Raw genomic sequence first — 19,648 nt, 5'->3', positions numbered from 1 at the left:
AACCAGGCGTCGTTTCTATCACTCCGCCTTGCGCACGCCGCGCGCCAGCCTCAGGCCGTTGGCGATCACCACCAGACTGGTGCCCACGTCGGCGAACACCGCCATCCACAAGCTGGCCATGCCCAGCATCGCCAACACGAAGAACACCAGCTTGGTGAGCAGCGCCACCGCGATATTCACCTTCAACACCCGCGAGGTGCGCCGCGCGTGGCTGAGCATATCGGCCAGCTTGGCCAGCTTGTCGTCCATCAGCGCCACGCCGGCGGTTTCCAGCGCGCTGTCGGAGCCTGCCGCGCCCATGGCGATGCCCAGATCGGCGCGGGCCAGCGCCGGCGCGTCGTTGACGCCGTCGCCCACCATCGCCACCGTCTTGCCGGAGGCCTGCAAGCGAACGATGCGTTCCAGCTTGTCTTCCGGCAGCAAGCCGCCGTGCGCCTCGACGATGCCGGTCTGCGCCGCCACCGCCTGCGCCACCTGCTGGTTGTCGCCGCTCAACATCACGGTCGCCACGCCCAGCTTGGCCAATTGCCTCAAGGCCGCCGGTGCTTCCGGACGAATCCGGTCGGCCACCGCGATCACGCCCAGCGCGCGCTCGCCCTCCAGCAACACCAGCGCGCCCTGGCCGGCCAGCTCCAGCCGCGACAGCTCGGCTTGCAAGGCCTCGTTCAAAGCGCCCTGCTCCCGCGCCAGCCGGCTGCTGCCCAAGGCCAGCTTCCTGCCGTCCGCCAGGCCGCTGACGCCACGCCCGGCCTGTTCGCTGACTTGCTCCGCCTCCGGCCAGGACAGGCCGCGGGCGCTAGCCGCCGCCAGCACCGCCTTGGCCAGCGGGTGGGTGGAATGCGCGTCCAGGGCCGCGGCCCAGCGCAGCAGCTGATCCTGATCCGCGTCGGCCAGCGCCACCACCTCGGTCACCTGCGGTTCGCCCTCGGTCAAAGTGCCGGTCTTGTCGAAACACACCGCGTCTATCCTGGCCGCCGTTTCCAGCGGCGCGCCGCCCTTGATCAGCAAACCGTGCTTGGCGGCGGAGGCCAGCGCGCTGACCACGGTCACCGGCGTGGCGATCACCAGCGCGCACGGGCAGGCGATCACCAGCATCACCAGCGCGTTGTAAACCGCCTCGCCCCAGCTCAGCCAGCCCAGCAAGGGCGTGGCCACGGCGAATAGCAGCGCGGCGACCAGCACCACCGGGGTGTAGATCTCGGCGAAGCGGTCGATGAAGCGCTGCGTCGGCGCCTTACTGGCCTGGGCGTTGCGCACGGTATCGATGATGCGCGCCAGCACGCTGCCGTTGGCCGCCGCCGTGGTCAGCACTTCCACCACGCCGCTGCCGTTGATGCTGCCGGCGAACACCGCGTCGCCCGGCGATTTGTCCACCGGCAGGCTCTCGCCGGTGATCGGCGCCTCGTTGAAGGCGCTATGGCCCTGGTCGATGCGGCCGTCCAGCGGCACACGCTCGCCCGGACGCACCCGCACTCGGCTGCCCGGCGCCACTTCGGCGGCCGGACGCTCCACCCATTCCCCGCCGCTTTGCAACCAGGCGGTTTCCGGCGCCAGCGACATCAAGGCCTTCACCGCCTCGCCGGCGCGCGCCAGCGACATCGCCTCCAGGCGCTCGGCGATGGCGAACAGAAACAGCACCATCGCCGCCTCCGGCCACTGACCGATCAGCATCGCGCCTATCACCGCCACCGACATCAGGAAATGAATGTTGAGCGTGCGCGTGGACAAGGCGATCCAGCCCTTTTTCAAGGTGGGAATGCCGCCCAGCAGGATGGAGGCCAGGGCCAGCGCCGCGCTGCCCCAGCCCTGATCCGCGCCGCTGAGCCAGGCCACGCCTTCCGAACCCGCCGCCGCCAAACCGGACAAGGCCAGCAGCCAATTGCCGCGGCGCGAGGATTTGGGCTGCTCCACCGGCGCCGAGGCGTCCGTCAGCTCCACCGCCTTCATGCCCACCTTGGCGATGGCCTGTTTGACTCCGTCCAGATTGGGCAGATCGTGACGCACCAGCAGCACGCGTTCGATGAAGTTGAACTCCAGCGCGGCCACCCCCGTCATACCGCCCAGGGCTTTTTCAATCAGCTTGGCCTCGGTCGGGCAGTCCATCGCCTGGATGTGCAAGCGCGCCTGCTGCCGGCCGCCCTCGCCCAAGGACACCGCGCGCGGCGCTTCCGCGCCGTGGTCGTGACCCGAGCAGGCCTTGCCCGCAGCGTCGTGGCTGTGATCGTGATCATGCGCGGCGGCGGGCCGTTGGGCCGGCATCGCCGCCTCCAATTTATGGCCGCAGCAATCGTCCGCCGGGCGCGGATCGGGCTTGCCCTCTCCGCCGCGGCAAGAAGCATGGCCGGCATGCGGAGCAAGCTTGTTTCGCCTTCTTTGCGCTGGATGGAACATGGTGGCCTCCCTTGATTCGGATTGATATAGCTTCATTGCAAACCCTATAGTCGCTACAAGGTCAAGCTTTTTTGCTAAAATATCCTCACCCGGCGGCACATCGCCGCCATCGCCCATCGGGGCGTCTTGCGGGAGAACTGAGATGCTGATTGGAGAACTGGCGCGCCAGACCGGCTGCGAAGTGGAAACCATCCGTTATTACGAGCGCGAAGGCCTGCTGTCCGCGCCGCTGCGCAGCGCCTCCGGCTACCGACGCTACAACGCCGAGCAATTGGGCGAACTGAATTTCATCCTGCACTGCCGCTCGCTGGGCATGTCGCTGGCCGACATCCGCCAGCTGGCCGCGTTCAAGGCCGACTCCTCGCTGGCCTGCGACGACATCAATCAATTGATAGACCGCCAGGTGAGCAAGGTCCATCAGCAAGTGGAAAGCCTGCGCCTGCTGGAACAACAGCTGCTGGCGCTGCGCGACCGCTGCCACGACCATCACACCGTGGCGGAATGCGGCATTCTGCAAACCCTGGTGGAGGCGTCCGAAGGCGAACCCTGCGTCTGCCACACGCCCTTCGGCCAGGACCCGCACCCCCATCACCCTTCAGTGGAGAAGCAATGACCCGTTTGTTCAAGCCCGCCACCGCCGCCGCGACCCTGATCGCGCTGGCTCTGTCCGCCTGCACCACCAACCCGCAAACCGGCCAGACCGAGATCAGCAAGACCGCTCTCTACGGCCTGGGCGGCGCGGCGGCCTGCGGCCTTGTGGGCGCGCTGACCCATGGCGGCAAAGGCGCCCGCAATTCGGCGCTGGCCTGCGGCGCGATCGGCGCCGGCATCGGCGGCTATATGGATTACCAGGAAAAACAATTGCGCGAGAAGCTGAAGAACAGCCAGATCGCCGTCGAGCGCATCGGCGACCAGCTCAAGCTGTCCCTGCCCGACAACATCACCTTCCCCACCAACGGCTATCAGCTGAACGCCAGGGCGCAAAAACCGCTGGGCGACATCGCCGGCGTGCTGGTGCAGTTCCCGGACACCTCGATCACCGTGGCCGGCCACACCGACAGCAGCGGCGCCGCCGCCTACAATCAGACCTTGTCGGAAAAGCGCGCCCAATCGGTGACCGAATACCTGCAAGGCCAGGGCGTCAACTCGGTACGGGTGCGCACCATGGGTTACGGCGCGGCCCAGCCGGTGGCCAGCAACGCCAGCGACAGCGGCAAGGCGCGCAACCGCCGCGTGGAGATCATGATCACCCCGCAGCAAATGGGTTGAACGATCTTGATACCCAACCCGGCTCCGGCCGGGTTTTTTATCGTCCATGCGCCGTGGCGAATAGGCAAAAAAAGGGGCCGACCCACTGGGTCGGCCCTAACAACGCTCGTTTGGGGAGATGAGGAGAAACCACCGCACGCCACCCCACGGGAATGCGGGTCACAACAAGTACACACACAAACTACAACAACAAACCTATCAGCGGCGCGGCGAACACCGTCGCCAAACCGCCCAGCATCATGGTCAGGCTGGCCACCACGCCTTCTTCGGCGCCCAGCTCGCTAGCCTTGGCGGTGCCGGCCGCGTGGGCGGCGGCGCCAAACAGGGCCCCGCGCGCCAGGCTGGAGCGCAGCGGCATCCAGGCCAGCATCACTTCGCCCAGCAACATGCCGCACACCCCGGTCATCACCACGAACACCGCGGTCAGATCCGGCGAGGCGCCGATGCCGGAGGCCGTGGCCAGGGCGAACGGGGTGCTGATCGAACGCGGCGCCAAGCTGCGCTGCAAGAGCTCGGACAAGCCCAGCAGGCGCGCCAGCCAGATCGAACTGAACACCGCCACCGGCATGCCCACCAGCACGCCGCAGCTCAGCGACAGCCAGTGACGGCGTATCATCGCCCGGTGCTCATAGATTGGCACCGCGAAGGCCACCGTGGCCGGGCCCAGCATCCAGGTCAGCCAGCGGGTGTCTTCGAAATACACCCGGTACGGCACCTTGGCCAGGACCACCAGCGCAATCACCAACAGCGGCACCGCCAGAATCGGGGCGCTCCACCAATTGCGCTTTTTCAGATAAAACTTTTTGACCAGTCCGTACAAGACAACGGTAATCAGCAGACTGGCCAGTGCGATTTCATGCTCCATGCGTCTTCACCTGTTTCTGGCGGCCATGCCAGCGCAGGGCCACTTCCAGCCGGTAACATTTGTCCACCACCCAGGAGGTCGCCGCCATCACCAGCAAGGTGGACAGCACGATTACCGCCACGATCCGCAGCCCGGCGGCCATGATCACGTCCGGGTACTGGATCACCGCCACCACGGCGGGGATGAAGAACAACAACATTTCGGCCAGCAACCAGCGGGCGCCGCTGCGGCACCAATCCAGCGGCAACCAGCCCAGCCAGAGCGCCGCCAGCACCAGGAACATCCCCAGCACGCCGGCAGGCACCACAGGCAGGAAATGGCTGCTCAACTGGCTGGCCGCTATCCACACCACGCTCAGCAAGGCCACCTGACCAACGGTCAGCGCCACTTGCTTGAATGCGGGAAGGTTCGGGTTTGCCATGATTGAGCCACTACACAACACAGGGAGTGTTTCGAGTATAGAGCGCCGGCATGCATTCAAAAAATGAATTAAAATTATTTCACGCATTCCAATCTGGAATACATGATCCGGACAAGCACACATGGACATCCGCGCGCTGCGCTATTTCATCGAGGTGGTCAAACGCCAAAGCTTCACCAAGGCGGCCGAAGCCCTCTATGTGACCCAGCCCACCATCAGCAAGATGGTGCGCCAGCTGGAGGAGGAGCTGGGCTGCCCGCTAATCCTGCGCGAAGGCCGCAGCTTCCGCCTCACCGATGCCGGCCGGGCTACTTACGAGCGCGGCCTGGACGTGCTGTCGGCGATGAACCAGTTGAAAACCGAGCTGTCCGACTTGTCTGCGCTCAAGCGCGGCGAACTGGTGGTTGGCCTGCCGCCCATGGTGGGCGTGGCCTTCTTCGCGCCGGTGGTCAGCAGCTTCCGTCAACGCTATCCGCAGATCGAACTGAAGATGGTGGAGGACGGCGCGCTGGCCATCGAGAGCAGCGTGCGCAGCGGCGAACTGGAAATCGGCGTGGCGGTGCTGCCGGTGGACAATCAGGCTTTCGATCAATTCGCCGTGGTGCGCGACCCGCTGTGCCTGGTGGCGCCGGCCGGCTCGGAGTGGCGGGGCCAGAGCGTGGTGAGGCTGGAACAGATCGCCGGCCAGCCCTTCGTGCTCTACCCGCAGGATTTCACGCTGGCGCGCCGAGTCAGCGACGCCTTCCGCGAGCTGGGCCGCCCGCTGCATGTGGTGGGACGCAGCGCGCACTGGGACTTCATCGTGGAACTGGTCTCCGCCCATATGGGCGTTACCCTGCTGCCGCGCTCCATCGTGGAGCGGCTGGACCGCGCCGCCTACGACGTGATTCCGCTGGCCGAACCCAAGCTGGTCTGGCATCTGGCGCTGATCTGGCAAAAGAACGGATACTTGTCGCACGCCGCGCGCGCCTGGCTGGCGGTGACGCGCGATGTGCTGGGCGGTTTGGAATAAAGCCAGTCAACCCTAGGAAAACCGAATATGAAACGATATCTGAGCATCGCCCTGTTCGCCCTGCTACTAAGCGGCTGCGCAGCGCTGAACTATCAGAAACCGCAGATCAGCATCGCCGACGTCAAACCCGGCAAGACCACGCTGTTCGAGCAAAGCTTCGAAGTCAGCCTGCGGATCAGCAATCCCAATAATCTGGCCTTGAACGCCAAGGGCATGACGCTGGAGCTGAACGTGGCCGGAGAAAAGCTGGCCACCGGGCTCAGCAATCAAGCCATCGCCGTGCCGGCGCTGGGCGAAGGCATGGTCACCCTGCAATTGCACACCTCGCTGGCCGGCTGGCTGAAACAGATCGGCAAGGCGATGGAGGCCGGCAACGGCGGCAAGCTGGAATACCAGCTGAACGGCACGCTGGAGGACCTGAACGGCATGGGCCGGGTGCCGTTCCGCAGCAAGGGGGAATGGAAGCTGCCCGGCCAGTAAGAACCGGTTACGATCCGCGGCGCGAGCCATCGAGATCGTGAACATGCTCTACATGTCCGCAGCCCCGCCGTCCGGCGGGGCCGGAACTCACTGCCGCGGCACCGCCACGCAGTTGTTGCCGTCGAAGCTGACGGTCTCCACCAGCTGGCTCTTGGGATTGACCACGAAATTGGTGGTGCAACTGTAATGGGTGGAACCGCCGCCTATCATGCCGGTGTTGACCCAGCGTCCCGGCGTTTCTATGGTCTTGGTCTGGCCGTTCTCGTTGTAAGTCACCTTGGCGCCCGGCTCGTACACGCGGTTCTCGCGCAGCGGCTCGCGCTGGGTGAATTCCTTGCTGTAGGTGTAGAGCATGTTGCCGTTCGGCATCTTCAGGGTTTTCTGCGGCGCGCCCCACTCCGCCAGCAATTGATTCACATCGCGCCCCTGCCAGTAATACGCCTTCTGCGCATAGCCTTCCTGGGTCGGAAAGGTGCCGCAGGCGGTCAGCAGCAGCGCCGACATCATCATCAGTCTTTTCATCCGAAATCCTTCAATCCCCGTTTCACTATCCATAGCATAACAAAACGCCGGCCCCTGAACGGAGCCGGCGTTGTATGACTGACCATGCGAAAGCGCGAGAGTTTCCTTACGCGGACAATCGCTGAGTCGGTTTAGAGCCGGAAGCGGTTGAAGGTGCTCTGCATGCCGCGGGCCAGGTCGTTCAAGGAGCCCAGGGTCTGCATCGCCGATTGCAGCGCGGAGTCGGAATCGATGATCTGATTGTTGATCGACTCGGTGCTCTGCGCCATCGCCGTGGTGGCGTTGTGCTGCTCGCTGGTGGACAGGGCCACGTCGCCGATCTTGTCCACCACCTGCTGCATCGCCTCGCTGATCGCGGTCAGGCGCGCGCGCGCCTGGGCGGTCAGGTCCACGCTGTTGTCCACCGCGCCGACGGTGCTGTTCATGTTCTGCACCGCCTTGCCGGTTTCGCCCAGAATGTTTTCCACCATCTGGCTGATTTCCACCGTGGCCTGGCCGGTGCGCTCGGCCAGCTTGCGCACTTCGTCGGCCACCACGGCGAAGCCGCGGCCCTGCTCGCCGGCGCGCGCGGCTTCGATCGCAGCGTTCAAGGCCAGCAGATTGGTCTGGTCGGCGATGTCGCGGATCACATTGGTGATCTTGGAGATTTCCTGCGAACGCTGCTCCAAGGACGCCAGCAGGCCGGACAGTTCGCCCACCGATTCGCTGGTGCGCGACATCTCGCTGCTGATACGCTGCATATCGTTGGCGCTCTCGCGCGAATGTTCGCCGGTATTGCGCGCCAGGCTGTCGGTCTCGCGGGTGGCGTCGGCGATGTGGGAGATGCTCACCGTCACTTCTTCGATCGCCGCGGCGTTGGAGCTGGAGATGTCCGCCAACACGTGGGAATCGTCGGCCAGACGCTTCACCGCGCCGCTGACTTCGATCACGCCCTGGGTCAGTTGCCCGGCTTCGTCGCGCAGTTCGCGGAACATGCCGTTCAGCCGCTGCACGAACTGGTTGAAGGCCTGCGCGGTCTGCGCCACCTCGTCTTCGCCGGCCACTTCGATGCGACGGGTCAGATCGCCTTCGCCCTGAGAGATTTCGCGCATCGCGTCGCGCACCTGGAACAGGCCCTTGAGCAGGCGGCCCAGATAGGCGGAGCTGAAGGTCAGCATCACTGCCAGCACGATGGCGACGGCGCCGGCGATCAGCCAGATGATGCCGTTGACCTGGGAGGAGATCACGTCTTCGTCCGCGGCCACGCCCATCACCCAGTCGGAGCCGGCGATCGGACGCAAGGCCACCATATAAGCGCCGCCGTCAATGTCCACGCTCTTGGCCTGGTCGCTTTGCAACAGGCTGGCGAAGGCGGCTTCGTCCAAGGCCGGAATCACGCTGCCGATGGGCTTGAGCTCATTGCCCGGCTTGGGATAGGCGATGATCTTGCCCTGCTTGGTCAGCAGGAAGGCATGGCCCTTGCCGGCCAGCTTGATGTCCAGCACCGACTTGACCAGCTTGTCGATCAGGATGTCGCCGCCCACCACGATCTCCTGGCCCTTGACCTTGTCGGCGATGGTGATCACCAGCTTGTCCTTGGTTTCCGGCTCGGAATCCTTGTAGGGATCGGTGACGATCAGGCCGTCCTGGGCCTTGGACTGCTGGAACCAGGGACGCTGGGCCGGCTGGTAGTCGGCGCTGGGCTTGGGACGCCCCGGCACCGAGTACTTCATGTCGCCGGTCGCGCCGTTGCCGGCGTAGATTACGTTGAAGCCGCCGCCCTTGGCCAGCTGCTGCAGATAGTAGCTGACCTGAGCGTCGTCGGCGTGACTGAGGCTGGCGCTGATCAGATTCTTGCGGACCGACAGCCATTCGGACACGAAGCCGCCCTGTAGCTGGGCGACCTGATTGATCTCGCGCTCCGCTTCTTGATAAGCGTGGGAACGGATATTCAGGCAGGCGGTGATGGTGATGCTGAGCGTGGCGACCAGAATGGACACCGCTGTCAGCAGCGTGAGCTTGTGACGGATGGAGCGCATGATAAGCCGTTGCTGATAAAAGCGTTATTATCCGTCATACGAGATGTCATGCATTGTTAAAAATAACAATGTCTTTAAATATTTGCGCATGTTTTAAATCAAATTACCAGCTCAATCATGCATTTCAAATACTCGTAACGCCTGCGAAGCTTATCTTGCCGACGCTTGCGTCACAAAATGTCGACAATTTGCCCTAACCACGACAATTTCACCCCAATTTGAGCGATACTTGCGCCTGGACGCGGCCACGGCAATGGGCGGCGCCCGGTTATTAGACAGAAAGGGGCCAAGATGAGTAAAAGCGGCGAACGGTCGCAAACCTTTCAGAACATCGTTGACGCCAGCTTGCAGCTGTTCAATCAGGAGGGCGAGCGCGTCATCACCACCAACCATATCGCCGAGCGGATGAATATCAGCACCGGCAAGCTCTACTATCACTTCCGCAACAAGGAAGAGATCATCAGCGAGCTCTACCAGCGCTACGTCAAGGGCATGGCCGAGCAGTTGTCCGCCGCGCTCCGGCACAGCAACTCGATAGAGGCGATGGTGGGGGCGATGGAAAAAACGCTGCGGCACATCTGGAGCTTCCGCTTCCTGCCCAAGAGCATGCCCAGCCTGTACTACCTGCACCCGGAACTGGCGGAAAACCACCAGCAGCTGTCCCGCGGCCAATTGGCCGGCAAGCTGGCCCAGCTGTTCTCACGGCTGCGCGAAGAGGGCGTGCTGCTGGGCGACGACAAGCAACTGGCGCACCTGGTCCAGCACTTTCAGATGGTGCAGACCGGCTGGGTGACCACGCTCAAGCACTCCGCCACGCCCAGCGAGCTGGAGCGCATGGTGAAAGACGGCTGTCGCAGCCTGCTCTATCTGCTGACGCCTTACGTCGATCCGCGCTACCGGCCGCCGTTCGACCGCGTCTGCGCGCGCTACGCCTGAACGGCGACGCATAAAAAAACACCCCTGGCTGGCCAGGGGTGTTTTGTTTGCGGCTTGCTTGTAAGCGCTTAGATCATGCCCTTGCTTTTCAGCAGTTCAAACATGGTCTTGCCGATTTCCGCCGGGCTGCGGGTGTAGGCGATGCCGGCCTTCTCGAAGGCCTTGAACTTCTCTTCCGCCGTGCCCTTGCCGCCGGAGATGATGGCGCCCGCGTGGCCCATGCGCTTGCCCTTGGGAGCGGTCACGCCGGCGATGTAGCCGACCACCGGCTTGGTCACGTAGGACTTGGCGAACTCGGCCGCCTCTTCCTCGGCGGAACCGCCGATTTCGCCGATCATCACGATGGCGTCGGTGTCCGGATCATCCTGGAACAGCTTCAGCGCGTCGATGTGGCTGGTGCCCGGGATCGGGTCGCCGCCGATGCCGATGCAAGTGGACTGGCCCAGGCCCAGAGCGGTGGTTTGCGCCACGGCTTCATAGGTCAGGGTGCCGGAACGGGACACGATGCCGATGCGGCCCGGGTTGTGGATGTGCCACGGCATGATGCCGATCTTGCACTCGCCCGGGGTGATGATGCCGGGGCAGTTCGGGCCGATCAGGCGGATGCCGGCTTCGTCCACGGCCTTCTTCACGTAGAGCATGTCCAGGGTGGGCACGCCTTCGGTGATGCAGACGATCAGCTTCACGCCGCTGTCGATGGCTTCCAGGATGGAGTCCTTGGCGAAGGCTGCGGGCACGTAGATCACCGAGGCGTCGGCCTGGGTCTGACGCACGGCGTCCTTCATGGTGTTGAACACCGGCAGGCCCAGATGCTCGGAACCGCCCTTGCCCGGGGTTACGCCGCCTACGACCTTGGTGCCCACTTTCAGCGCCTGCTCGGCGTGGAAAGTGCCGTTCTTGCCGGTGAAGCCTTGCACCAGCACTTTGGTGTCTTTGTTTACCAATACGCTCATTTTGTATTCCTCAGCTCAGTGCGGGTCTCAGGCAGCGGCCTTGACGGCGGCGACGATCTTCTCGGCAGCGTCGTTCAGACCCTGGGCGGAAGTCAGTTTCAGACCGGAATCGTCCAGGATCTTGGCGCCCAGCTCGGCGTTGTTGCCTTCCAGACGCACCACGACCGGCACGGTCACGTTCACTTCCTTCACCGCGGCGATGATGGCTTCGGCGATCATGTCGCAACGCACGATGCCGCCGAAGATGTTGATCAGCACGCCCTGCACCGAGGTATCGGCCAGGATCAGCTTGAACGCTTCGATCACGCGCTCCTTGGTGGCGCCGCCGCCCACGTCCAGGAAGTTGGCCGGCTGGCCGCCCTTCAGCTTGATGATGTCCATGGTGGCCATCGCCAGGCCGGCGCCGTTCACCATGCAGCCGATATTGCCTTCCAGCGCCACATAGTTCAGATCGAACTCGGAAGCCTTCACTTCGCGTTCGTTTTCCTGGCTCTTGTCGCGTTGCGCCAGCAGTTCCGGGTGACGGTACAGGGCGTTGGAGTCCAGGTTGATCTTGCCGTCCACGCAGGCCAGCTGGCCGTTTTCGCGCAGCGCCAGCGGGTTCACTTCGAACAGGGCGAAGTCGTTTTCAACGAAGGCCTTGTAAGAACCCAGCATCAGCTTGGTGAAGGCGGCGACTTGCTCGCCCTTCAGTTCCAGCGCGAAAGCGGCGTCGCGGGCCTGGAACGGCTGCATGCCCACCAGCGGATCAACCTCGATCTTGATGATCTTTTCCGGGGTTTCCTCGGCGACCTTCTCGATTTCCACGCCGCCTTCGGTGGACACCATGAACACCACGCGCTGGCTGCCGCGGTCAACCACGGCGCCTAGGTAGAGCTCGCGCTGCACCGGGTACATGTCTTCGCACACCAGCACGCTGTTCACCGGCTGGCCGGCGGCGTCGGTCTGGTAGGTCACCAGGTTCTTGCCGATCAGGCCCTTGGCCACTTCGGCGGCTTCTTCGCGGCTTTTCACCACTTTCACGCCACCGGCCTTGCCGCGGCCGCCGGCATGCACCTGGGCCTTGACGACGGCGAATTTGCCGCCCAGTTTGTCATAAGCGGCAGCGGCTTCTTCCGGCGTGGCGGCCAGAATGCCCTGTTGCACCGGCAGGCCGTACTTGGCCAGCAGCTCTTTCGCTTGGTATTCGTGCAGGTTCATCTATGGTTTCCTTTCGGAGAAATGGATGGCGGGCTGAAACCGACGCCCCTATTTCTTTGAGTCGCTTGTAAACCTTGAATGTATCTGGCGCGCGGCGCTTACCCCCCAGGCTAAACGCCGCCGCCGCATACTCCGTCAACCGGCCCCCTAGGAGGCCGTTTTGCCGGGCCGTGCGCGATTGTACACGACCCGGCCAACGCTTAGCCGTGCAAAGCGCGCTTGTCGGCGGCCAGAGCGGCTTCGTGTATCACTTCCGACAAGGACGGGTGGGCATGGACAATGCGCGCCAGGTCTTCGCTGGCGGCCTTGAACTCCATCGACACCACGCCTTCGCTGACCAGCTCGGACACCATCGGGCCTATCATGTGCAGACCCAGGATGCGGTCGGTCTTGGCGCAGGCCAGGATCTTGACCGTGCCTTGCGCCTGGCCCAGACCCAGCGCGCGGCCGTTGGCGCCGAAGCCCGAACTGCCTTTTTTGTACTCAACGCCCTCGGCTTTGAGCTGCTCCTCGGTCTTGCCGACCCAGGCGATCTCCGGAGAAGTGTAGATCACCCACGGAATCACGCCGAAGTCCACGTGCGGCTTCTGGCCGGCGATGCGCTCGGCCACGGCCACGCCCTCTTCCGACGCCTTGTGCGCCAGCATCGGGCCGCGCACTACGTCGCCGATCGCCCAGACATTGGGCAGATTGGTGTGGCAATGGTCGTCCACCGCCACAAAGCCGCGCTCGTCCAGCTGCAGGCCCACCGCGTCGGCGCCCAGGCCCTGGGTGTTGGGCACGCGGCCGATGGAGACGATCAGCTTGTCGAACTCGGCCTTGACCGCTTCGCCGTTCAGTTCGTAATTGACGGTGACGCTCTTCTTGCCAGCCTTCACTTCGCCGATCTTGACGCCCAGCTTGATGTCCAGGCCGGTGTCCTTGGTCAGGGTCTTGAAGGCTTCCTTGGCGATCTGCTGGTCGGCCGCGGCGAGGAAGGTCGGCATCGCTTCCAGGATGGTGACTTCCGCGCCCAGACGCTTCCAGACCGAGCCCATTTCCAGGCCGATCACGCCGGCGCCGATCACGCCCAGGCGCTTGGGCACGTCCGTCAGCGCCAACGCGCCTTCGTTGTCCAGCACCAGCTTGTTGTCGGTGGCCAGGCCCGGCAGCGCGCGCGGGCTGGAACCGGTGGCCACGATCACGTGGCCGGCTTCCAGGGTGTCCACCACCTTGCCGCCGTCGCTGACCTCGATCACCCATTTCTCGCCCTGGCGGCCCTTGAAGGCGGCCAGACCGTGGATGTTGGCGACCTTGTTCTTTTTGAACAGGAAGCTGATGCCGGCGGCGTTCTTGCTGATGATGTCGGTCTTGCGCGAAATCATCTGCGCCACATCCATCTTGGCGCCGGAGACGCTGATGCCGTGCTTGGCGAAATCGTGCTGCACCGCGTGGAAGTTTTCAGACGACTGCAGCAGCGCCTTGGACGGGATGCAACCGACGTTCAGGCAGGTACCACCCAGCGACGCCTTGCCTTCCGGGTTCTTGAACGCGTCCACGCAGGCGGTGTTGAAGCCCAGCTGGGCGGCGCGGATGGCGGCTACGTAACCGCCGGGGCCGCCGCCGATCACCACTACATCAAACGATTGGCTCATCTTGTTTTCCTTTGTCGGTGGCGGGCGCGCGGCCCGCCGGCTGCCGGGTCTACTTGCCGACCTTCAGCAGCAGAATGCCGAATGCGATCATGAACAGACAGAGAATGCTTTTGCCGATCAGGCTGTACAGGTCTTCGCGCACGCCGTTGCGGCGTTTTTTCCAGGTCAGCCAGCCTATGGCCACGCCGGCCAGGATGGCGGCGATTCCGTAAAACCAGTCGGGCAACTGCATTCAAGCTCCATTCATCGCAAGACAGGCCGGGAGCGCGCTCCCGGCCGCGGGTGATTACAAGTCGAGGATCAGGCGGGCCGGATCTTCAATCGCGTCCTTGATCGCCACCAGGCTCAGCACGGCTTCGCGGCCGTCGATGATGCGGTGGTCGTAGGACTGGGCAAGATACATCATCGGGCGCACCACCACTTGACCGTTCTCAACCACGGCGCGCTCCTTGGTGGCGTGCATGCCCAGGATGGCGGACTGCGGCGGGTTGATGATGGGGGTGGACATCATCGAACCGAAGGTGCCGCCGTTGGAGATGGTGTAGGTGCCGCCGGTCAGTTCTTCCACGGTCAGCTTGCCTTCCTGGGCGCGCTTGCCGAATTCGGAGATCTGCTTCTCGATGTCGGCCAGGCTCAGCTGGTCGGCGTTGCGGATCACCGGCACCACCAGGCCGCGCGGGCTGCCCACGGCCACGCCGATATCGAAGTAGCCGTGATAGATGATGTTGTTGCCATCCACCGAGGCGTTGACGATGGGGTATTTCTTCAGCGCAGCGACCACGGCCTTGACGAAGAAGCCCATGAAGCCCAGCTTGATGCCGTGTTCCTTCTCGAAGCGGTCCTTGTACTTGGCGCGCAGGTCCATCACCGGCTTCATGTTCACTTCATTGAAGGTGGTGAGGATGGCGTTGGTCTGCTGCGACAGGATCAGACGCTCGGCCACGCGCTGGCGCAGACGGGACATCGGCACGCTCTGTTCCGGACGGTCGGACAGGATGGCGGCGACATTGACCGCGGCCGGGGTGGCGGACAGCGCGGCGCCGGCGGCGGCCGGAGCCAGCACCGGGCCGGCCTGGGCCGGAGCGGCTTGCTTGGCGGCCTGCACGTCTTCCTTCAGCACGCGGCCGTCGCGGCCGGAACCGGCCACCTTGGACAGGTCCACGCCGGTTTCGGCGGCCAGCTTGGCGGCGGACGGCATGGCGGCTCCGCCTGCCGGAGCGGCGGCGGGCGCCGGGGCGGCTGCCGGAGCCGGCGCGGCGGCTGCGGCCGGAGCCACGTCGCCGGCCTTGGCGGCGGTGTCGATCTTGGCGATCAGCTGGCCGGACACCACGGTGGCGCCGTCTTCCACGATGATTTCAACGATCACGCCTGCCTGGGGCGCCGGCAGTTCCAGCACCACCTTGTCGGTTTCCAGGTCGATCAGGTTCTCGTCGCGGCTGACGGCTTGGCCAACCTTCTTGTGCCAGCTCATCAGCGTGGCTTCGGATACGGACTCGGGCAGTTGCGGGACGGTGACTTCAATCAGCATGTTCTTCTCCATGTAGAGGCAGCCCTCCGGCTGCCTCGAACTCATTCAGTGGTTATTTGGCGACCGACATGGCTTCTTCAACGAAAGCCTTGAGTTGGGCGACGTGTTTGCTCATATAGCCTACGGCCGGGGAAGCGGACGACGGACGGCCGGCGAAGGACAGCGACTGCTTGGCGCCCAGCAGGCCTTCCAGGCGGTGGCGGATCTGATACCAGGCGCCCTGGTTGCGCGGCTCTTCCTGCACCCACATCACTTCGCGCGCCTGCGGGAAGCGCGCCAGTTCGGCGGCCACCTGCTCGGTCGGGAACGGATACAGCTGCTCGATGCGGACGATGGCGATATCGTCGTCCAGACCGCGCTCCTTGCGAGCGGCGGCGAGGTCGTAATACACCTGGCCGGCGCACAGCAGCACGCGCTTGACCTTCTTGGCGTCCTGCACCACCGCGTCGCCGATCACCGGGCGGAAACCGCCGCTGGTGAACGCTTCGATCGGGCTCATCGAATCCTTGAAGCGCAGCAGGCGCTTGGACAGGAAGATGACCAGCGGCTTGCGGTACGGGCGCAGCACCTGGCGACGCAGCATGTGGAACATCTGCGAGGCTTCGGACGGCATCACCACCTGCATATTGTGCTCGGCGCACAGTTGCAGCCAACGCTCCAGGCGCGCGGACGAGTGTTCCGGGCCCTGGCCGTCGTAGCCGTGCGGCAGGATGGTGGTCAGGCCGCACAGACGGCCCCACTTGGTCTCGCCGGAGGAAATGAACTGGTCGATGGCCACCTGGGCACCGTTGGCGAAGTCGCCGAACTGGGCTTCCCAGATCACCAGCTGATCCGGAGCGGAACAGGCATAGCCGTATTCATAGGCCAGCACCGCTTCTTCGTTCAGGATGGAGTCGATCACCAGGAAATCGGCCTGGTTGTCGGACATATTGCGCAGCGGCACATAGCTGCCCTGGTCCCAGCTCTCGCGGTTTTGGTCGTGCAAGACCGAATGACGGTGGGAGAAGGTGCCGCGGCCGGAGTCTTCGCCGGACAGGCGCACGCCGAAGCCGTTGGTCACCAGGCTGGCGTAAGCCAGGGTCTCGGCCATGCCCCAGTCCGCGTTCTGCTCGCCGGCGGCCATCGCCTTGCGCGCGGCCAGCACCTTCTGCACCGTCGGATGCAGCTTGAAGCCTTCCGGCAGCGAGGTGAACTTCTCGGTCAGGCGCTGGATGTCGGCCTGCGGCAAGGAGGTGTCGGTCGGATGCGCCCAGTGGGTGCCCAGATACTGGCTGAAGTCCAGCGCGTGTTCGCGCTTGTAATTGGTCAGCGCGGTCTGCTCTACGTGCTCGCCCTTGTCCAGCGCGTCGCGGTAGGCCTGGATCTGCGCGTCGGCCTCTTCCGCCTTCAGCACGCCTTCCTGCACCAGACGCTCGGCGTACATCGCGCGCACGCCTTGGTGCTTGGCGATCTTCTTGTACATCATCGGCTGGGTCAGGAACGGGTCGTCGCCCTCGTTGTGGCCCAGTTTGCGGTAGCACACCAGATCGATGACCACGTCCTTCTTGAAGGTCATCCGGTAGTCCAGCGCGGCCTGCATCACATAGCAGACGGCTTCCGGATCATCGCCGTTGACGTGGAAGATCGGCGCTTCGATCATTTTGGCCACGTCGGTGCAATACATGGTGGAGCGGATGTCGCGGGTGTCCGAAGTGGTGAAGCCCACCTGGTTGTTGATCACGATGTGGATGGTGCCGCCGGTGCCGTAGCCGCGGGTCTGCGACAGGTTGAAGGTGCCCTGGTTGACGCCCAGGCCGCCAAAGGCGGAGTCGCCGTGGATCAATACCGGCACCGCGGTCTTGCGTTCCGCGTCCTTGCGGCGTTCCTGGCGCGCGCGCACCGAGCCCTCCACCACCGGGTTGACGATTTCCAGGTGCGAGGGGTTGAAGGCCAGCGACACATGCATCGGGCCGTCGGCGGTCGGGATGTCGGAGGAGAAGCCCATGTGGTACTTCACGTCGCCGGAGGCCATTTGCTGGGCGGCCTTGCCTTCGAATTCGGCGAACAGATCGCGCGGCAGCTTGCCCAGGGTGTTGACCAGCACGTTCAGACGGCCGCGGTGGGCCATGCCGATGATCAGTTCCTGCACGCCCTGGCCGGTGGCGTTCTGGATCAGGTGATCCAGCGCGGCGATGGCGGACTCGCCGCCTTCCAGCGAGAAGCGCTTCTGGCCGACGTATTTGGTGTGCAGATAGCGTTCCAGCGTCTCGGACGCGGTGATCTGCTTCAGGATGCGCTGCTTCTTGGCCGCGTCGTAATGCGGCGTGGACAGATCGCCCTCGAAGCGCTTTTGCACCCAATGCTTTTCATCCGACTTGGTGATGTGCATGTACTCGACGCCGATATTGCCGCAGTAGGTCTGCTTCAGGCGCGCCAGGATGTCGGACAGCGGCATCTTCTGCGGGCCCACCAGCGAGCCGGCGTTGAATTGCACCGCCATGTCGGCGCCGGTCAAACCGTGGGTAGCCGGGTCCAGTTCGCGCACCAGCTCCTGGTCCATGCGCTTGAGCGGGTCCAGATTGGCCTGGCGGCTGCCCAGCACGCGGTAGGCGGAAATCAGTTTCAGCACCCCCACCTGCTTTTGCATGGTGTCCCATTCCGCCCCGCTGCTGGCGCGCTGGCCGGCGGCCGGCTTCTTGGCCAGCTGAATGAAGGATTCCTGGATCGGCATGTGCGGCACATCGCGTTCGGCAGCGCCCGGCGCTTGCGCCAGCTTGTCGAAATAGTCGCGCCACTCGTTCGGAACGGAGTTGGCGTCAGCGAGGTACTGTTCGTACAGCTCCTCGATGAACGGTGCATTCCCACCGAACAGGTAAGAATGGCTGTACATGGATTGCATCATGGGGCTACCCTTTGTCGTTTCTGTTCGGAATCCGGCCAGCTACGCCCTGGCGCGAACTCCCTGTTGCTGCATGGGGAAAACGCTATCGGAAAAACTTTTTGTTGTGCTTCCCATAACATTCTGACCCTGCCCCGGCCCGCCGTCGGGCCGGAAAAAAAGGCTGGCTGAAGCCCTGCTCCAGCCAACCCTCGTTCCTGCTTACTTGCGCTTCTCCACCGGAATGAAATCGCGGCGGGGGGCGCCGGTGTACAACTGACGCGGACGGCCGATCTTCATCGCCGGGTCGGAGATCATTTCGCTCCAGTGGGCGATCCAGCCCACGGTGCGGGCCAGCGCGAAGATCGGGGTGAACATCGACACCGGGATGCCGATGGCCGACAAGACGATGCCGGAGTAGAAGTCCACGTTCGGGTACAGCTTGCGCTCGATGAAGTAGGGATCGGACAGCGCGATCTTTTCCAGTTCCATCGCCAGCTTGAACTTGGGATCGTTGTGCAGGCCCAGTTCGTTCAGCACTTCGTCGCAGGTCTGCTTCATGATGGAAGCGCGCGGGTCCATGTTCTTGTACACGCGGTGGCCGAAGCCCATCAGCTTGTAGCGCTTGTCCTTCACGCCTTGCATGAAGTCGGCCACGTTTTCCACGCTGCCGATTTCGTCCAGCATCTTCAGCACGGCTTCGTTGGCGCCGCCATGGGACGGGCCCCACAGGCAGGCGATGCCGGCGGCGATACACGCGAAGGGGTTGGCGCCGGAGGAGCCGGCCAGACGCACGGTGGAGGTGGAGGCGTTCTGCTCGTGATCGGCGTGCAGGGTGAAGATGCGGTCCAGCGCGCGCGCCAGCACCGGGTTCACCTTGTACTCTTCGCACGGGGTGGAGAACATCATGTGCAGGAAGTTTTCCGCGTAGGTCAGGCCGTTTTTCGGGTAGGAGAACGGCAGGCCCTTGTTGTAGCGGTAAGCTTGCGCGGCGATGGTCGGCAGCTTGGCCACCAGGCGATGCGCGGAAATGCGGCGATGCTCAGGATTGGAGATGTCCAGCGAGTCATGGTAGAAGGCGGACAGCGCGCCCACCACGCCCACCATCACCGCCATCGGGTGCGCGTCGCGACGGAAGCCCTTGAACAGGCTCATCAGCTGATCGTGCAGCATATTGTGGCGCATGATGCCGCGCTCGAAGTCCTTGCGCTGCGCCGCGGTCGGCAGCTCGCCGTTCAGCAGCAGGTAGCAGACTTCCAGGTAATCGCTCTTCTCGGCGAGTTGCTCGATCGGGTAGCCGCGATAGTAGAGCTGGCCCAGATCGCCGTCGATGAAGGTGATGCCGGACTCGCAGCTGGCGGTGGCCAGGAAGCCCGGGTCGAACGTGAACATGCCGGTTTTGGAGAAGGTGCGGATGTCGACGACATCCGGCCCCAAAGTGCCGCTCTGGACCGGCAAATCCAGAGTTTCCTTACCCTCGTTGTATGTGAGCGTTACTTTGCGATCAGTTTCCACAGCAATACTCCCAGTCGGTTTATGGTCGTTGTAATTGGGGTGATGCA

General features: G+C 63.9%; 17 protein-coding genes. 5 read left to right on the top strand and 12 right to left on the bottom strand.

What is annotated here, in order from left to right:
- Nucleotides 1-18: 18 nt before the first annotated feature.
- The gene (locus JC616_RS04715) at nucleotides 19-2,259 is read right to left on the bottom strand and encodes a heavy metal translocating P-type ATPase (protein ID WP_227106987.1); all 2,241 of its coding nucleotides are present in this window, start codon (nucleotides 2,257-2,259) and stop codon (nucleotides 19-21) included.
- Nucleotides 2,260-2,533: 274 nt separating this feature from the next.
- Between JC616_RS04715 and JC616_RS04710 the strand changes: the two genes are divergently transcribed.
- Together JC616_RS04710 and JC616_RS04705 are read left to right on the top strand one after the other, a co-directional pair.
- Nucleotides 2,534-3,004, top strand: a complete 471-nt coding sequence (locus JC616_RS04710; protein ID WP_107798179.1) for a Cd(II)/Pb(II)-responsive transcriptional regulator — start codon at nucleotides 2,534-2,536, stop codon at nucleotides 3,002-3,004.
- Nucleotides 3,001-3,660: an OmpA family protein gene (locus JC616_RS04705; protein ID WP_107798178.1), complete on the top strand. Its 660-nt coding sequence runs from the start codon at nucleotides 3,001-3,003 to the stop codon at nucleotides 3,658-3,660. The genes JC616_RS04710 and JC616_RS04705 overlap by 4 nt, the downstream gene beginning before the upstream one ends.
- Nucleotides 3,661-3,841: 181 nt before the next feature.
- Here JC616_RS04705 and JC616_RS04700 read toward each other — a convergent pair whose 3' ends face one another.
- Together JC616_RS04700 and JC616_RS04695 are read right to left on the bottom strand one after the other, a co-directional pair.
- Nucleotides 3,842-4,525 (bottom strand): LrgB family protein, encoded by a 684-nt coding sequence (locus JC616_RS04700; protein ID WP_048415644.1) that lies wholly within the window; start codon nucleotides 4,523-4,525, stop codon nucleotides 3,842-3,844.
- The gene (locus tag JC616_RS04695) at nucleotides 4,515-4,946 is read right to left on the bottom strand and encodes a CidA/LrgA family protein (protein ID WP_107798177.1); all 432 of its coding nucleotides are present in this window, start codon (nucleotides 4,944-4,946) and stop codon (nucleotides 4,515-4,517) included. The genes JC616_RS04700 and JC616_RS04695 overlap by 11 nt, the downstream gene beginning before the upstream one ends.
- A gap of 121 nt (nucleotides 4,947-5,067) precedes the next feature.
- Between JC616_RS04695 and JC616_RS04690 the strand changes: the two genes are divergently transcribed.
- Nucleotides 5,068-5,958 (top strand): LysR family transcriptional regulator, encoded by an 891-nt coding sequence (locus JC616_RS04690; RefSeq protein WP_107798176.1) that lies wholly within the window; start codon nucleotides 5,068-5,070, stop codon nucleotides 5,956-5,958.
- A gap of 27 nt (nucleotides 5,959-5,985) precedes the next feature.
- A complete protein-coding gene (locus JC616_RS04685) occupies nucleotides 5,986-6,438 on the top strand; it encodes an LEA type 2 family protein (RefSeq protein ID WP_227106985.1) in 453 nt (150 codons plus the stop codon).
- 87 nt (nucleotides 6,439-6,525) lie between these two features.
- Here the strand turns inward: JC616_RS04685 and JC616_RS04680 are convergent, their stop codons facing one another.
- Nucleotides 6,526-6,960: a hypothetical protein gene (locus JC616_RS04680; RefSeq protein ID WP_227106984.1), complete on the bottom strand. Its 435-nt coding sequence runs from the start codon at nucleotides 6,958-6,960 to the stop codon at nucleotides 6,526-6,528.
- A gap of 131 nt (nucleotides 6,961-7,091) precedes the next feature.
- Complete coding sequence (locus JC616_RS04675) at nucleotides 7,092-8,978, bottom strand: methyl-accepting chemotaxis protein (protein ID WP_227106982.1); 1,887 nt, start codon at nucleotides 8,976-8,978, stop codon at nucleotides 7,092-7,094.
- Between the two features lie 291 nt (nucleotides 8,979-9,269).
- Here JC616_RS04675 and JC616_RS04670 point away from each other — a divergent pair, with 291 nt between their 5' ends.
- Nucleotides 9,270-9,914: a TetR/AcrR family transcriptional regulator gene (locus JC616_RS04670; protein WP_081544319.1), complete on the top strand. Its 645-nt coding sequence runs from the start codon at nucleotides 9,270-9,272 to the stop codon at nucleotides 9,912-9,914.
- Nucleotides 9,915-9,982: 68 nt separating this feature from the next.
- On the opposite strand, the gene sucD is transcribed toward JC616_RS04670, so the two are convergent.
- The 7 genes from sucD to gltA form a co-directional block, all read right to left on the bottom strand.
- Nucleotides 9,983-10,867, bottom strand: coding sequence for a succinate--CoA ligase subunit alpha (gene sucD / locus JC616_RS04665; protein ID WP_043592732.1), 885 nt, complete (start codon nucleotides 10,865-10,867; stop codon nucleotides 9,983-9,985).
- Between the two features lie 27 nt (nucleotides 10,868-10,894).
- Nucleotides 10,895-12,067, bottom strand: coding sequence for an ADP-forming succinate--CoA ligase subunit beta (sucC, locus tag JC616_RS04660; protein WP_048411387.1), 1,173 nt, complete (start codon nucleotides 12,065-12,067; stop codon nucleotides 10,895-10,897).
- A 200-nt stretch (nucleotides 12,068-12,267) separates the two neighbouring features.
- Entirely contained in the window at nucleotides 12,268-13,701 is a 1,434-nt protein-coding gene (gene lpdA / locus JC616_RS04655) for a dihydrolipoyl dehydrogenase (protein WP_166450602.1), read from the bottom strand.
- A 49-nt stretch (nucleotides 13,702-13,750) separates the two neighbouring features.
- Complete coding sequence (locus JC616_RS04650) at nucleotides 13,751-13,933, bottom strand: hypothetical protein (RefSeq protein WP_048411385.1); 183 nt, start codon at nucleotides 13,931-13,933, stop codon at nucleotides 13,751-13,753.
- Nucleotides 13,934-13,987: 54 nt separating this feature from the next.
- Nucleotides 13,988-15,229 carry a 2-oxoglutarate dehydrogenase complex dihydrolipoyllysine-residue succinyltransferase gene (gene odhB, locus JC616_RS04645; protein WP_081544315.1) on the bottom strand — a complete coding sequence of 414 codons (1,242 nt, stop codon included), beginning with the start codon at nucleotides 15,227-15,229 and terminating at the stop codon, nucleotides 13,988-13,990.
- Between the two features lie 52 nt (nucleotides 15,230-15,281).
- The gene (locus JC616_RS04640) at nucleotides 15,282-18,110 is read right to left on the bottom strand and encodes a 2-oxoglutarate dehydrogenase E1 component (protein ID WP_227106980.1); all 2,829 of its coding nucleotides are present in this window, start codon (nucleotides 18,108-18,110) and stop codon (nucleotides 15,282-15,284) included.
- A 198-nt stretch (nucleotides 18,111-18,308) separates the two neighbouring features.
- Nucleotides 18,309-19,601, bottom strand: coding sequence for a citrate synthase (gene gltA / locus JC616_RS04635; protein WP_107798170.1), 1,293 nt, complete (start codon nucleotides 19,599-19,601; stop codon nucleotides 18,309-18,311).
- Nucleotides 19,602-19,648: the final 47 nt, after the last annotated feature.

Source organism: Chromobacterium rhizoryzae, from assembly GCF_020544465.1.
GTDB lineage: Bacteria > Pseudomonadota > Gammaproteobacteria > Burkholderiales > Chromobacteriaceae > Chromobacterium.
The sequence above is the reverse complement of the archived record's forward strand: the minus strand, read 5'-3'. Positions and strand labels throughout refer to the sequence as shown.